Origin of the sequence: Galbibacter sp. PAP.153 (assembly GCF_037029175.1) — a bacterium.
Taxonomy (GTDB): Bacteria; Bacteroidota; Bacteroidia; order Flavobacteriales; family Flavobacteriaceae; genus Galbibacter; species Galbibacter pacificus.
This window is the reverse complement of record NZ_JAZEUN010000017.1, coordinates 1-12,538: the sequence shown is the minus strand read 5'-3', so window position 1 is coordinate 12,538 and position 12,538 is coordinate 1. Positions and strand designations below refer to the sequence as shown.

Annotated in this window: 12 protein-coding genes; 5 read left to right on the top strand and 7 right to left on the bottom strand. The window is 38.3% G+C overall.

Annotation, left to right across the window (positions count from 1 at the left end; genetic code table 11):
* Positions 1-215: 215 nt before the first annotated feature.
* Together UXI14_RS11945 and purU are read right to left on the bottom strand one after the other, a co-directional pair.
* Positions 216-1,199: a carbohydrate kinase family protein gene (locus UXI14_RS11945; protein WP_335966326.1), complete on the bottom strand. Its 984-nt coding sequence runs from the start codon at positions 1,197-1,199 to the stop codon at positions 216-218.
* 107 nt (positions 1,200-1,306) lie between these two features.
* Entirely contained in the window at positions 1,307-2,161 is an 855-nt protein-coding gene (gene purU / locus UXI14_RS11940) for a formyltetrahydrofolate deformylase (protein WP_335966325.1), read from the bottom strand.
* Between the two features lie 175 nt (positions 2,162-2,336).
* Between purU and UXI14_RS11935 the strand changes: the two genes are divergently transcribed.
* From UXI14_RS11935 to UXI14_RS11920, 4 genes are all read left to right on the top strand, one after another.
* A complete protein-coding gene (locus UXI14_RS11935) occupies positions 2,337-3,329 on the top strand; it encodes a UDP-glucuronic acid decarboxylase family protein (RefSeq protein ID WP_335966324.1) in 993 nt (330 codons plus the stop codon).
* 293 nt (positions 3,330-3,622) lie between these two features.
* Positions 3,623-4,894, top strand: a complete 1,272-nt coding sequence (gene purD / locus UXI14_RS11930; RefSeq protein WP_335966323.1) for a phosphoribosylamine--glycine ligase — start codon at positions 3,623-3,625, stop codon at positions 4,892-4,894.
* Positions 4,895-4,948: 54 nt separating this feature from the next.
* Positions 4,949-6,259, top strand: a complete 1,311-nt coding sequence (locus tag UXI14_RS11925) for an asparagine synthetase B (RefSeq protein ID WP_335966322.1) — start codon at positions 4,949-4,951, stop codon at positions 6,257-6,259.
* A gap of 9 nt (positions 6,260-6,268) precedes the next feature.
* Complete coding sequence (locus UXI14_RS11920; protein ID WP_335966321.1) at positions 6,269-6,691, top strand: secondary thiamine-phosphate synthase enzyme YjbQ; 423 nt, start codon at positions 6,269-6,271, stop codon at positions 6,689-6,691.
* A gap of 1 nt (position 6,692) precedes the next feature.
* On the opposite strand, the gene UXI14_RS11915 is transcribed toward UXI14_RS11920, so the two are convergent.
* Positions 6,693-7,508, bottom strand: coding sequence for a Cof-type HAD-IIB family hydrolase (locus UXI14_RS11915; protein ID WP_335966319.1), 816 nt, complete (start codon positions 7,506-7,508; stop codon positions 6,693-6,695).
* Between the two features lie 195 nt (positions 7,509-7,703).
* On the opposite strand from UXI14_RS11915, the gene UXI14_RS11910 reads away from it, so the two are divergent.
* Complete coding sequence (locus UXI14_RS11910; RefSeq protein WP_335966318.1) at positions 7,704-8,810, top strand: hypothetical protein; 1,107 nt, start codon at positions 7,704-7,706, stop codon at positions 8,808-8,810.
* Positions 8,811-9,091: 281 nt separating this feature from the next.
* Here the strand turns inward: UXI14_RS11910 and rplT are convergent, their stop codons facing one another.
* The 4 genes from rplT to thrS all read right to left on the bottom strand — a co-directional run bounded on the left by rplT (position 9,092) and on the right by thrS (position 12,418).
* Complete coding sequence (gene rplT / locus UXI14_RS11905) at positions 9,092-9,436, bottom strand: 50S ribosomal protein L20 (RefSeq protein ID WP_335966317.1); 345 nt, start codon at positions 9,434-9,436, stop codon at positions 9,092-9,094.
* A 140-nt stretch (positions 9,437-9,576) separates the two neighbouring features.
* Positions 9,577-9,774, bottom strand: a complete 198-nt coding sequence (gene rpmI, locus UXI14_RS11900; protein ID WP_277901410.1) for a 50S ribosomal protein L35 — start codon at positions 9,772-9,774, stop codon at positions 9,577-9,579.
* Between the two features lie 119 nt (positions 9,775-9,893).
* Positions 9,894-10,442 carry a translation initiation factor IF-3 gene (gene infC, locus UXI14_RS11895; RefSeq protein ID WP_277901412.1) on the bottom strand — a complete coding sequence of 183 codons (549 nt, stop codon included), beginning with the start codon at positions 10,440-10,442 and terminating at the stop codon, positions 9,894-9,896.
* 35 nt (positions 10,443-10,477) lie between these two features.
* A complete protein-coding gene (gene thrS / locus UXI14_RS11890) occupies positions 10,478-12,418 on the bottom strand; it encodes a threonine--tRNA ligase (protein ID WP_335966316.1) in 1,941 nt (646 codons plus the stop codon).
* Positions 12,419-12,538: the final 120 nt, after the last annotated feature.

The following is a 12,538-nucleotide window of genomic DNA, read 5'->3' as shown; positions in this document are numbered from 1 at the left end:
CCATACGGTATTGCCGAAATATAAATGAAAAAAGCCGATTTGTATAAACCGGCTTTTTCTAAACTAACTTGCTAACTCAAACAATTCAAAGTATGAAACTTACTTTCTGGTACAAATTTCAGAATAGATTGGCTATTCTATGTTAAGTAGAAATTACCAATGGGTTATAGAGTTATTAAGTTAGTATACTTAAGGTGCCGAAATATTGTTGCTTTTTAGCTTAACTTTTCTTCTTTGTAATTTTCCCGCAGAATACGGTCGGTTTCCTGTTTGTTTTTAAAAACCTGAAAATCTTTTCCCTGCGTTCTTAATGCCCCAAGCACATTGGCATATTGAGCGGCTTTTATGGGATCGTTATAGCAGGTAAGCCCGTATGCCAAACCACCCGCAAAAGAATCTCCGCACCCGGTCGTGTCTATAACATTGGTAACTTTTACCGATGGGATCCAATCTTTTTGTAGCGTATCATTATTGAATTGATAGGTAACGCATCCACGGGAATCCAATGTTACAAAAAGTATTTTAACGCCTTTTCTCAAGGTGTCTTCGGCAAAATCGTCCAAGTGGTCTGTATAATTTTCATCATAAGAAGTAAGGATTTTTTCATCTTCCAACCAACTAAACTGCGATTCTTCCAAGTTCATTTTTAAGACATCAATATAAGGGAACCATTTATTTTTGTCCTTCCAAAATTTTCTGAGGCGCTCTCCCTTATCGTTTATCCAGGTGGTGGGGCCGTGGGCATCAAAAATAACAGTGGCTTTGCTGTTTTTCTTTATATACTGAAGGGCGCCTAGCTCAATTTCAAAATCGGTAATGGGCACAAATACAAAGGCGTCTACATCGGTAAATTTTTCAATGTCCTCTTTTTTTATGGGCTCCATTTTAGAGCGTTGTTGCTCTTTGCGGTTGTTTTGGTCCAGAAATTTTAGTTCTATTACCGTTCCTTTGTCTTTGTGGGTATAAATACCATCAACTTTAATATTTGTATGCTGATGGAATATTTTTTTTATGGGCGCTTCGTCAATTTTATGGATATGGGAAATAGGGAAAACCTCTCCGTCGTTTTCTAGGAGTTTGGCCAACGCAATGACCGGATGCGTGACACAGCCATATTTTTTTATTACATCACCTTTATGGGTAATAATCTTATCCCGTGGTATGGGGCCAACAATTGCTATTTTGGTTTTCTTAGACATGGTGTTTTTGCAAATTAAGTATTGGAAAGGCAATGCCAAGAATGGGTTTGGAAAATAAACATATCTTCCCATACAAGATAAGAAATAATTGCTACGGGTTATAGCCGTTAACTAAAAATAATGGTCTTGTTGTTAAAAACCATGGTCTTTCTGTCTATATGCAGTTTTATTCCCCTTGCCAGCACGATTTTTTCAAGGTCGCGCCCCTTCATTACCATATCTTCAGTAGAATGTGCATGTGTTACACGGGCCACGTCCTGTTCGATTATTGGGCCGGCATCAAGTTCTTCGGTTACATAATGGCTGGTAGCGCCAATAATTTTCACGCCTCTTTTATAGGCAGAATGATAAGGTTTTGCCCCAACAAAGGCAGGCAGGAAAGAATGGTGGATATTAATGATTTTATGTTGATATGCTTCAATAAGTTTACTCGAAACAATTTGCATATAGCGAGCCAGGACAATAAAATCGACTCCATGTTTTTTTAATAGCCTCAATTGTTCCTTTTCTGATGCTGCCTTGGTTTCCTTGGTAACCGGGATATGGAAAAACGGAATATTAAAACTATCGGCAATATATTTTAAATCGGGGTGGTTGCTGCTAATAAACGGAATTTCAACATGGAGCTCCCCTGCATTATAACGCCCGAGGATATCATACAAACAATGGTCGTATTTAGAAACAAATATGGCCATTTTAGGTTTGTAAGCTGCTGTATAAAGCTCCCACTCCATTTCATATTTTTCGGCGATGAGCGCTCCGAAATTTTTTTTAAAAGATGATAGATCGAAAGTTTTTGGGTTAAATTCGCTTTCAGATCTCATAAAAAAAATGCTGTTGTGCCTGTCCACATGCTGGTCGATATAAACAATATTGCCATGATTTTTATGAATGAAATTGGTGACCGAAGCAATAATTCCGGAAGTATCCTTACAATGAATTAAAATGGTAAGCTTTGCCATAGCTGGTTGTTTCTTAGCATCAAAAATACATTGTTTTGCCAAGTAATCAATTGGATTGAATGAAAAGTAACAGGAATGCCGTCAGAATAAAAGAAATTAAACAAAAAAATAGTAACATAACAGCATAACTGCATTACAACAAAAAATACTTACCTTCGCCATTAAACAAAACCATGTGGAAAAGAAGCGTATTTTAATAACCGGGGCAGCCGGGTTTTTAGGCTCGCATTTATGCGATCGGTTTATTAATGAAGGAATGTATGTTATTGGAATGGACAACTTGATTACGGGCGACCTTAATAATATTGAACACCTTCGTGCCAACCCAGATTTTGAATTTCGTCATCATGATGTAACAACTTTCGTGGATATTTCTGGCGAATTGGACTACATTCTTCATTTTGCATCGCCCGCCAGCCCGATTGATTATTTAAAAATCCCTATCCAAACATTAAAAGTCGGAGCTTTGGGAACGCATAATCTATTGGGATTGGCCAAAGATAAAAAAGCACGAATTTTAGTAGCTTCAACTTCTGAAGTATATGGAGATCCCTTGGTACACCCACAAACTGAAGAATATTACGGAAATGTGAGTCCGGTTGGTCCGCGTGGTGTATATGATGAAGCCAAACGATTTATGGAGTCCATTACCATGGCCTACCACCGTTTCCATGATCTGGATACGCGCATAGCCCGTATTTTTAATACCTACGGTCCGCGAATGCGATTAAACGACGGACGCGTAATCCCGGCATTTATAGGCCAAGCCCTTCGCGGTGAATATATTACCGTTTTTGGCGACGGTAGCCAGACCCGCTCTTTTTGTTATGTAGACGACCAAATAGAAGGAATTTACCGCTTGTTGATGAGTAATTATAATGAGCCTGTAAACATTGGCAATCCTACCGAGATATCCGTAAAAGATTTTGCCGAAGAAATTGTGAAGCTAACGGGAACCGACCAAAAAATAGTGTATAAACCCCTACCAAAAGACGATCCGCAACAACGTAGGCCAGATATTACCAAAGCCCGTGAAATCCTTGGCTGGGAGCCAAAGGTAACCCGCAAAGATGGCATGAAACGTACGTACCAATATTTTAAAAACTTACCAACAGAAGAGCTCTACAAAAAAGAACATCGAGATTTTTCCAATAGGAACAGGAAGTAATTTGTGCTAAAAGTAACTTGCTGAGTAAATATAAATTATAGATGGTATCTCTCAGCAACATAAGAATTTGCGGAGCTAGTTAAAGAAGTTATTTTCCTTCACTTAAAGAATTATTACATGCATAAAAAACAACGTGCTTCCTATAATATATTCAGACGTCTATTAGCATAAAGGAAAACTTTAGCATTACAGGCCGACAAATCAAAAACTTTTTCAGGATTAAATTATGTTTTTGCAGCTAGTCCGTGTAACTTTGGCATCTTTAAAATAAAAGTCAATATAATTCAGTAAAAATGAACATCCTTATATTAGGTTCTGGAGGCAGGGAACATACCTTTGCATGGAAAATAGCGCAAAGCAATAAAACCACACAATTATACGTAGCACCCGGAAATGCAGGTACCGCAAAGATAGCTACTAATGTAGCTGTTTCGGTAACCGATTTTCCTGCCATAAAAAAGCTGGTAACGGCTAAAAAAATAGATATGGTTGTTGTTGGGCCCGAAGATCCATTGGTACAAGGGATTCATGATTTTTTCTTGAATGACAGTGAATTAAAGAACATTCCGGTAATCGGACCTCAAAAAAGCGGGGCCATTCTGGAAGGAAGCAAAGAATTTGCCAAGGAATTTATGGCAAGACACAATGTTCCTACTGCGGCTTACCAAAGTTTTACTTCAGAAAGCCTGGATGCCGGTTATGCCTTTTTAGAAACGCTCCATCCGCCATATGTTTTAAAGGCCGATGGTCTTGCGGCCGGAAAAGGGGTGTTGATACTTAACGATATCGAAGAAGCCAAAATAGAACTTAAAAATATGTTGGTCGGCGCCAAATTTGGCAATGCAAGTGCCAAAGTAGTTATTGAAGAGTTTTTAAGCGGTATAGAATTAAGCGTTTTTGTACTGACCGATGGAAAGAATTATTTAACACTTCCAACGGCTAAAGATTACAAACGTATTGGCGAAGGAGATACCGGGCTTAATACTGGTGGCATGGGCGCCATTTCGCCAGTGCCTTTTGCAGATAAAACCTTTATGAAAAAGGTAGAAGAACGCATAGTGAAACCGACTATAGAAGGTTTTCAAAAAGATGAAATTCCCTATAAAGGATTTGTTTTTATCGGCTTGATTAAAGTTGGGGAAGAACCATATGTTATTGAATACAATGTGCGAATGGGCGACCCTGAGACCGAAGTGGTAATCCCGCGTATCCAAAACGATATGGTAGATATGCTCCAGGCAGTGGCAGAAGGCACGCTCGATAAAATAAACTTGAAAATAGACGAACGCTCAGCTACAACCGTGGTTGCGGTTTCGGGCGGATATCCCGAAGCTTACGAAAAAGGAAAGGAAATAACAGGGCACGATAAGGTAACAGATGCTATTGTTTTTCATGCCGGGACACAATTAGACGGCAATAAAGTATTAACTTCCGGTGGAAGGGTGTTGGCAGTAACTTCCTATGGGGATGATTTCCGGGAAGCTTTAAAAACTTCCTATAAAAGTCTTGAAAGTATAACTTTTGATAAAATGTATTACAGAAAAGACTTAGGTTTCGATTTATAATTGTATTTTTCAGATAGAAAAGATGCATGTTGATCTGAAAACTGAAAAATTATAATGCCCGAGAATAACTGTAAAAAAAAGCATATTAAAAAGGAGTGGCGCGCCCATGTGTGTCTGCTCCTTTTTTGTGTTGTTTTTGGTCTAAAAACCGCCTTGGCCTCTTATATATTAATACCAATGGATGCCGAAACGCAAAAAAACCATCTAAAGGCCTACGGAATTACCTATTGGGTGTTGGCAAAGAATGAAAAGGTAAAGTGGTTACTTAATTATAGGGGCGGCTCATTTTTAATGACGGATACTGATGAAATACGAAAAGAATGCCAAATTCGGGGCGTTTCTTTTGAAGTTTTATCAGATGCAAAAACCGAAACCATTTTAAAAGAAATTAGCAGCCCATCCAAAAACCAGGAATCGGTAATCTTGGAAAAGGCACCGAAAATTGCGGTTTATTCCCCAAAGGGAAATCAACCTTGGGACGATGCCGTAACAATGGTGCTTACTTATGCCGAAATCCCTTATGATGTGGTTTACGACACCGAAGTGCTGGAAGACAAATTGCTGCTTTATGATTGGTTGCATTTGCACCATGAAGATTTTACGGGTCAATATGGAAAATTTTACGGGGCCTACCGGGCAACACCATGGTATATCCAGGAAAAAAAAGATGCCGAGGCGCTGGCTACCGATTTGGGTTACGATAAAGTTTCTCAGGAAAAATTGGCGGTAGCGATAAAAATTCGTGATTATGTTGTGGGCGGCGGGTTTATGTTTGCCATGTGCTCGGCTACCGATAGTTTCGATATAGCTCTGTCAGCAGAAGGCCTAGATATATGCGAGCCCATGTTTGATGGCGACCCGTCAACACCAAATTATCAGTCAAAAATAGATTTTTCAAAAACTTTTGCCTTTAAGGACTTTATACTGGAACGAAACCCGTTGGAATACGAATTTTCTTCCATAGACATGACAAACAAAAGAAGAACGGTACAACGGGAAACCGATTATTTCACATTAATGGAGTTTTCGGCAAAATGGGATCCGGTGCCTACAATGTTATGTCAAAACCATACTTCTTTAATTAAGGGCTTTATGGGGCAAACTACTGCCTACGATCCAAATACCATTCGTCCAACCGTATTGGTAATGGCCGAAAATAAAGTAAATGGGGAAGCAAGGTATATTCACGGAATTAAAGGAAAAGGATTTTTTACATTCTATGGCGGGCACGACCCCGAAGATTATCAACATAGGGTAGGGGATCCAAAAACAGAGTTGGAATTGCATCCAAATTCTCCCGGTTATAGGTTGATATTGAATAATGTACTGTTTCCGGCGGCAAAAAAGAAAAAGCAAAAAACATAATATAGCAGGATGGAGTTTTTTCAAAAAGAAGTAAAATTAAAAGCGAGGAAACGGGGGTTTCATTTAATTACAGGGGAAATCCTGCATGCGGTCCCGGAATTAAAAAATATTAAAATCGGGCAACTTCAAATATTTATAAAACATACTTCGGCCAGTTTAACCATTAATGAGAATGCAGATCCGACCGTTAGAACAGATTTTGAAAGCCATATCAATAAAATGGTTCCCGAAGATGCACCATATTATATCCATACCTATGAAGGCCCAGATGATATGCCGGCACATATCAAGGCTTCGTTGATGGGGAGTTCAGTGCAGATTCCAATTACAAACGGCAGGTTAAACCTTGGAATTTGGCAAGGAATCTATTTTTGTGAACACAGAAACCACGGCGGAAGCAGATCGGTTGTAATAACAGCTTTTGGAAATTAAATTAGGATAGCTTTTTCTTGGCTTTTATTAATTGGTCCAGTATAAATTCAACACCATTTTCGTCGTTGCTTTTGGTTTTATAGTTTGCAGCCTTGATTACATTTGGGTGTGCATTTTCCATGGCATAACTAAAATGTGCCAAGTCCAGCATTTCCAAATCGTTGTTGTAATCTCCAAAAACCATGGTTTCTTCTTTGGTAACCCCCAACTTTGTTTGAAGCAGCTTTAAGGCATAGCCTTTGTTGGCATTTGGGTGCGAAAGGTCCAACCAGTTTTTTCCAGAAACCTTTACTTGCAAAGTGTCTTCATAATGTTGTACGGCGGGGTAAATATGGTCTTCGGAACTATCAAAATGGTATACCGCTATTTTAACAAAATCATCATTGGTAACCTTTGTTAAATCGTCTACAACTTTATAAGCAGCGTAATATTCGTTAAAGAGAGTAATAAATTTTTCATTCTCAGTTTCAATGTAAGAAGATTTTTTACCACAAAGTACCACATATACATCTTCCAACTTTCTTAATAAGGTAATTAACTCATGGATGCTTTCGTTGGGCATATTTGTTACCAAAAGTTCATCGGTACCTTGTTTGGCAATACCACCGTTTTCGGCAATAATGGTAATGTCGTTAACAATTTTTTCGAGTTTGTTGGTTATGCTGTTGTATTGTCTTCCGCTTGCGGCAACAAAATGGATATTGTGCTTACGGAGTTCCTTGAAAAGGTCAAAAAAAAGCGTGCTTACTTCCCCTTTACTGTTTAAAAGTGTTCCGTCCATATCGGTAACCACCAACTTTACATTTGATAAATCCATAGTTTTTTAATAATAAGGTGCAAAAATAAGGCTTCTTAACCAGATTGAAGTTAATACTTTGTTAGGAATTTATAATTTACACAAATCTATAAAAGGGTTTTCTAATTAAAATTTTATAATGCAGTTGGTCGAATTAAATTGTTTAAAATATGAAGTTTTTCTATATTATGTAGCTATAATCTTAAAAATAACTTTATGAAAACCAACTACCTTTTAACAGGCGTTATAGTCATTGCTATAATGCTTGGATCTTGTACTAAAGAAGATACTTATGTAGATCCCGATTTAAATGCCGTTTATGCTACTTCTATTATCAACAAATTCCCTAATTTATCGCAAGGAACAACCGTTAATATAGATCTTGGGATAAATGAATTCTCGTACTACGACAACTTTTCCAAAGTTGTAGAACCGTCAGAATGTGGAACAACTGCTTTCGATGAGGCTATTGATGAAACAATTTCAGAAAACCTCGATCAATTGGGAGCTCAGTTTTACAGTATTTACAGCGATATTAACTTTTACATGTCTCTTGTTGATACAAGCCCGCAATATTTTGGTGTCGATGGAAAATATACCAATTTAATGAAAAAAAGGGTAAAAGATCAAGAAAGGTTTTGGGACATGTCAAATGAAGTTGCTGTAAAAGGGCAGCATAATGCCAATTTTAAAAATGAAGACCTGCTTAGGGAAACATTGCCTTTTCTTTATGGCCCAACTGCTGATATTGATGCACTTATTGGGGAAATATATGCAATTAACGAGGAGAGTACTTTTTTAATTGAAAACCCCTTTGTTTCATTTGACGGATTTGCCATTAATATTGATAATTTTTTCGGTAAGGGCCAAGGAGATATAATTGTAATAAGCGACGGAATAGTTTCGGTAATGACAAAAACGGGAATCGATGCCAATATTATTTGGACTGGAATACTGGCACACGAATGGGGGCACCAAATACAGTTTAATAACAATTGGAGTTATCCTGTTGAAGATGGAAATGTGCCAGAATCTACACGTTCTACCGAATTGGAGGCCGATTTTTTTGCCGCTTATTATATGACCCATAAAAGGGGAGCAACATATAACTGGAAGCGCGTTGAAGAATTTTTTGATCTGTTTTTCAATATAGGCGACTGCAGCTTTGAGAGCGATGGGCACCATGGTACGCCCATACAGCGTATGGATGCCGCTCACCGTGGTTTCGAGCTGGCGCAAAGTGCCCAAAAGAAAGGTCATATTTTGTCTCCTGAAGCTGTTCATGAAATATTTATTGCCCAGTTACCCGAAATAGTGGAATAAGACATAATTAAATAATATAATTTTCGATAGAGTAATCTATGTTGGATGCTTATTTTAAGTAGTTGAGTTCAACAAGCTCCTGCAAGATCTTTTTTTCGACCTTGTAGGGAGTGTTTAACCGTAAAATTAAAACACCTAGAAGGTCTCCAAACCTTGCAACAATAAGCAATTTTAATAGAGGTGTTAACTTTTCTATCTCGAACCCACGTTAAATAAGGCCATAAAAAATCCCGGTTCAACGAACCGGGATTTTTATAAGCGGATAATATATTGTTAAACGTTTACTTTACTTTCTCAACAATTGCTTTAAAAGCTTCTGGGTGGTTCATGGCCAAATCGGCTAAAACCTTACGGTTAAGCTCAATTTCGTTAGCCTTTACTTTCCCCATAAACTGAGAATAAGACATTCCATGCAATCTGGCTCCCGCATTAATACGGGTAATCCACAACGCGCGGAAAGTTCTTTTCTTATTTCTACGGTCTCTGTACGAATATAACATCGCTTTTTCAACCGCATTCTTGGCAACCGTCCAAACGTTTTTACGTCTACCGTAGTAGCCTTTTGCTTGCTTCATCACTTTTTTTCTTCGTGCTCTTGAAGCTACTGAATTTACTGATCTTGGCATAATTTTAATTTTTTGTAGCAGGCGGCCGATAACCGGCACTTTGTTTCATTTATTTTTGATTTAACACTCTTATAAAAGCGCTTAATTTTTTAAAATGGCCTGACTCCAGGGTTAAACAATTTAATTGAACCTAAGGGCAATTACTTTAAACGCAATTGTTCCTTGATACTATTCTCATCTGCTTTATCTACTAAACCAGAATGAGTTAGTGCAAGCTTACGCTTTTTAGATTTCTTTGTTAAGATGTGACTCTTAAAAGCGTGCTTTCTTTTAATTTTACCGGTACCGGTAAGCTTAAAACGCTTTTTGGCACTGGATTTTGTTTTCTGTTTAGGCATAATCCTAATATTTATTTAATTATCTCGCTTATTATCTTTATATACTGTCCCGATAACTACCGGGATTAACAGTATCCTTAACTTTTAACTTTGTACTTTTAAAATTCGTACTAGGTAAATTACTTGGTTTTTTTAGGAGCTATGAACATGGTCATACGCTTTCCTTCCAATTTGGGCATTTGTTCTACTTTCCCTATATCTTCCAACTCCGATGCCAGTTTAAGCAGCAAAATCTCTCCTTTATCTTTATAAACAATAGAACGTCCTTTAAAGAAAACATATGCTTTTAATTTTGCACCTTCTTTTAAGAACTTTTCGGCATGTTTCTTTTTAAAATCATAATCATGATCATCGGTATTGGGTCCAAAACGGATCTCTTTAACCACGACTTTGGAGGCTTTCGCCTTCAGTGCCTTTTCTCTTTTCTTCTGTTCGTACAAGAACTTTTTATAGTCCATTATTTTACAAACAGGTGGCTTGGCATTGGGTGAAATCTCAACGAGGTCCAATCCTAATTCTTCGGCTTTGCTTAAAGCGGTTTTGGTTGGGTATATGTCCATTTCAACATTGTCTCCTACCAGTCTCACTTCCGGCACACGGATCTCTTTGTTGGTTCTATGCGGATTTTTAACTTCTCTTCTTTGAGCGTTTCTGTTAAATCTTTTAATTGCTATGGCTAAATAATTTTAATTAAACTTAATTTTTAAAACTTCTTTAATGTACGATTGATTTCTGAATTTATCAAATCTGAGAACTCATTTATGGTTATGGTACCTATGTCGCCCTCTCCGTGTTTTCTTACAGAAATTGTACCGTCTTTTTCTTCTTGCTCGCCAACAATAAGCATATACGGGATTTTTTTCATTTCGGCATCACGTATTTTTTTGCCAATTGTTTCGTTTCGGTTGTCAATGAGGGCGCGAATTTCGTTATTTTCCAATAAATTTAAAACTTTTTCGGCATATTTTTCATATTTCTCACTGATTGACAATATAATAGCCTGTTCCGGCATCAACCATAACGGGAAATTTCCAGCGGTATGTTCCAGCAGTATGGCCACAAAACGCTCCATGCTTCCAAATGGGGCCCTGTGTATCATTACCGGGCGGTGCAGCTTGTCATCGCTGCCTTTGTAGCTCAAGTCGAAACGCTCGGGAAGGTTGTAATCTACTTGTATGGTCCCCAGTTGCCAGCTTCTTCCCAGGGCATCTTTTACCATGAAATCTAGTTTGGGGCCATAAAAAGCGGCCTCGCCGGTTTCAACTACATAATTCAATCCCTTTTCTTTAGCGGCACTAAGTATTGCATTTTCTGCTTTTACCCAATTTTCGTCACTGCCAATATATTTATCGGGGTTTTCGGGATCGCGCAACGAAACCTGAGCCGTAAAATTTTCAAACCCTAAAGATCCAAAAACATACAACACAAGATCGATTACTTTTTTAAACTCGTCATCTAATTGGTCCGGGGTACAAAAAATATGGGCATCATCTTGCGTGAACCCGCGAACACGTGTTAGACCGTGTAGCTCTCCGCTTTGTTCATATCTATATACAGTGCCAAATTCGGCATAACGCTTTGGAAGTTCTTTGTAGCTCCACGGACGCGAATTGTATATTTCGCAATGGTGCGGGCAGTTCATGGGCTTTAATAAAAATTCTTCATCCTCTTTTGGAGTATGTATGGGCTGAAAACTATCTTCGCCGTATTTAGCATAATGTCCAGATGTTACATACAATTCTTTCTGTCCAATATGTGGCGAAACAACTTGCTCGTACCCCGCTTTTTTTTGCGCTTTCTTTAAAAAATTCTCCAAGCGTTCCCGCAAGGCAGCACCTTTTGGCAACCATAGAGGCAATCCTTGACCTACTTTAGAAGAAAAAGTAAACAGTTCCAGTTCCTTGCCCAGTTTCCTGTGGTCTCTTTTTTTAGCCTCCTCCAGTAATTCAAGATATTCTTTCAGCTCCTTTTGTTTCGGGAAAGAAATCCCATAGATACGTGTAAGTTGTGGGTTGTTCTCATCTCCTCTCCAATAAGCGCCAGCTACCGACAATAGTTTTACGGCCTTTACAATCCCTGTGTTGGGTATGTGCCCGCCGCGGCATAAATCGGTAAACGTATCGTGGTCGCAAAAAGTAATGGTCCCGTCTTCTAGATTTTCAATCAATTCTACTTTAAACGCATTATGTTGCTTTTTGTAAAAATCCAAAGCTTCGGCCTTACTAACCGAACGCATTTTGTAGTCATGCTTCCCTCTGGCAATTTCCAGCATTTTAGCTTCAATGGCAGGAAAATCCTTTTCAGAAATTGTTTGGTCGCCTAAATCAACATCATAATAAAAGCCATTATCAATAGAAGGCCCAATGGTCAATTTAACACCGGGGTATAGTTCCTCCAGGGCCTGAGCCATGATGTGCGAAGTAGAGTGCCAGAATGCTTGCTTTCCTTCATCGTCGTTCCATGTATATAATATAAGACTCCCATCGGTGGTCAAAGGCGTAACCGTTTCCACTTTTGTGCCATTAAAACTTGCAGAAATAACATTTCTGGCCAAGCCTTCACTAATGCTTTTAGCAACATCCATCGGAGTTGTGTTCTTTTCAAACTCCTTAACCGATCCATCGGGTAAAGTAATCTTAATCATTATATATAATATTTTTCAGTCTGCAAAGATAAGCGTAAGTCTTTACGCATACAACACTATATATAATATGTTTATAAGTTAATAAAAAACGGGGCGTTCCCTCCATTGCATTCGGGCCGG

Excerpts from the sequence above, each read along its gene's own strand:
- UXI14_RS11945 (WP_335966326.1), bottom strand. The coding sequence starts at position 1,199 with ATGTCTAAGAAAACCAAAATAGCAATTGTTGGCCCCATACCACGGGAT.
- purU (WP_335966325.1), bottom strand. The coding sequence starts at position 2,161 with ATGGCAAAGCTTACCATTTTAATTCATTGTAAGGATACTTCCGGAATT.
- purD (WP_335966323.1), top strand. The coding sequence starts at position 3,623 with ATGAACATCCTTATATTAGGTTCTGGAGGCAGGGAACATACCTTTGCA.
- UXI14_RS11925 (WP_335966322.1), top strand. The coding sequence starts at position 4,949 with ATGCCCGAGAATAACTGTAAAAAAAAGCATATTAAAAAGGAGTGGCGC.
- UXI14_RS11920 (WP_335966321.1), top strand. The coding sequence starts at position 6,269 with ATGGAGTTTTTTCAAAAAGAAGTAAAATTAAAAGCGAGGAAACGGGGG.
- UXI14_RS11915 (WP_335966319.1), bottom strand. The coding sequence starts at position 7,508 with ATGGATTTATCAAATGTAAAGTTGGTGGTTACCGATATGGACGGAACA.
- UXI14_RS11910 (WP_335966318.1), top strand. The coding sequence starts at position 7,704 with ATGAAAACCAACTACCTTTTAACAGGCGTTATAGTCATTGCTATAATG.
- rplT (WP_335966317.1), bottom strand. The coding sequence starts at position 9,436 with ATGCCAAGATCAGTAAATTCAGTAGCTTCAAGAGCACGAAGAAAAAAA.
- rpmI (WP_277901410.1), bottom strand. The coding sequence starts at position 9,774 with ATGCCTAAACAGAAAACAAAATCCAGTGCCAAAAAGCGTTTTAAGCTT.
- thrS (WP_335966316.1), bottom strand. The coding sequence starts at position 12,418 with ATGATTAAGATTACTTTACCCGATGGATCGGTTAAGGAGTTTGAAAAG.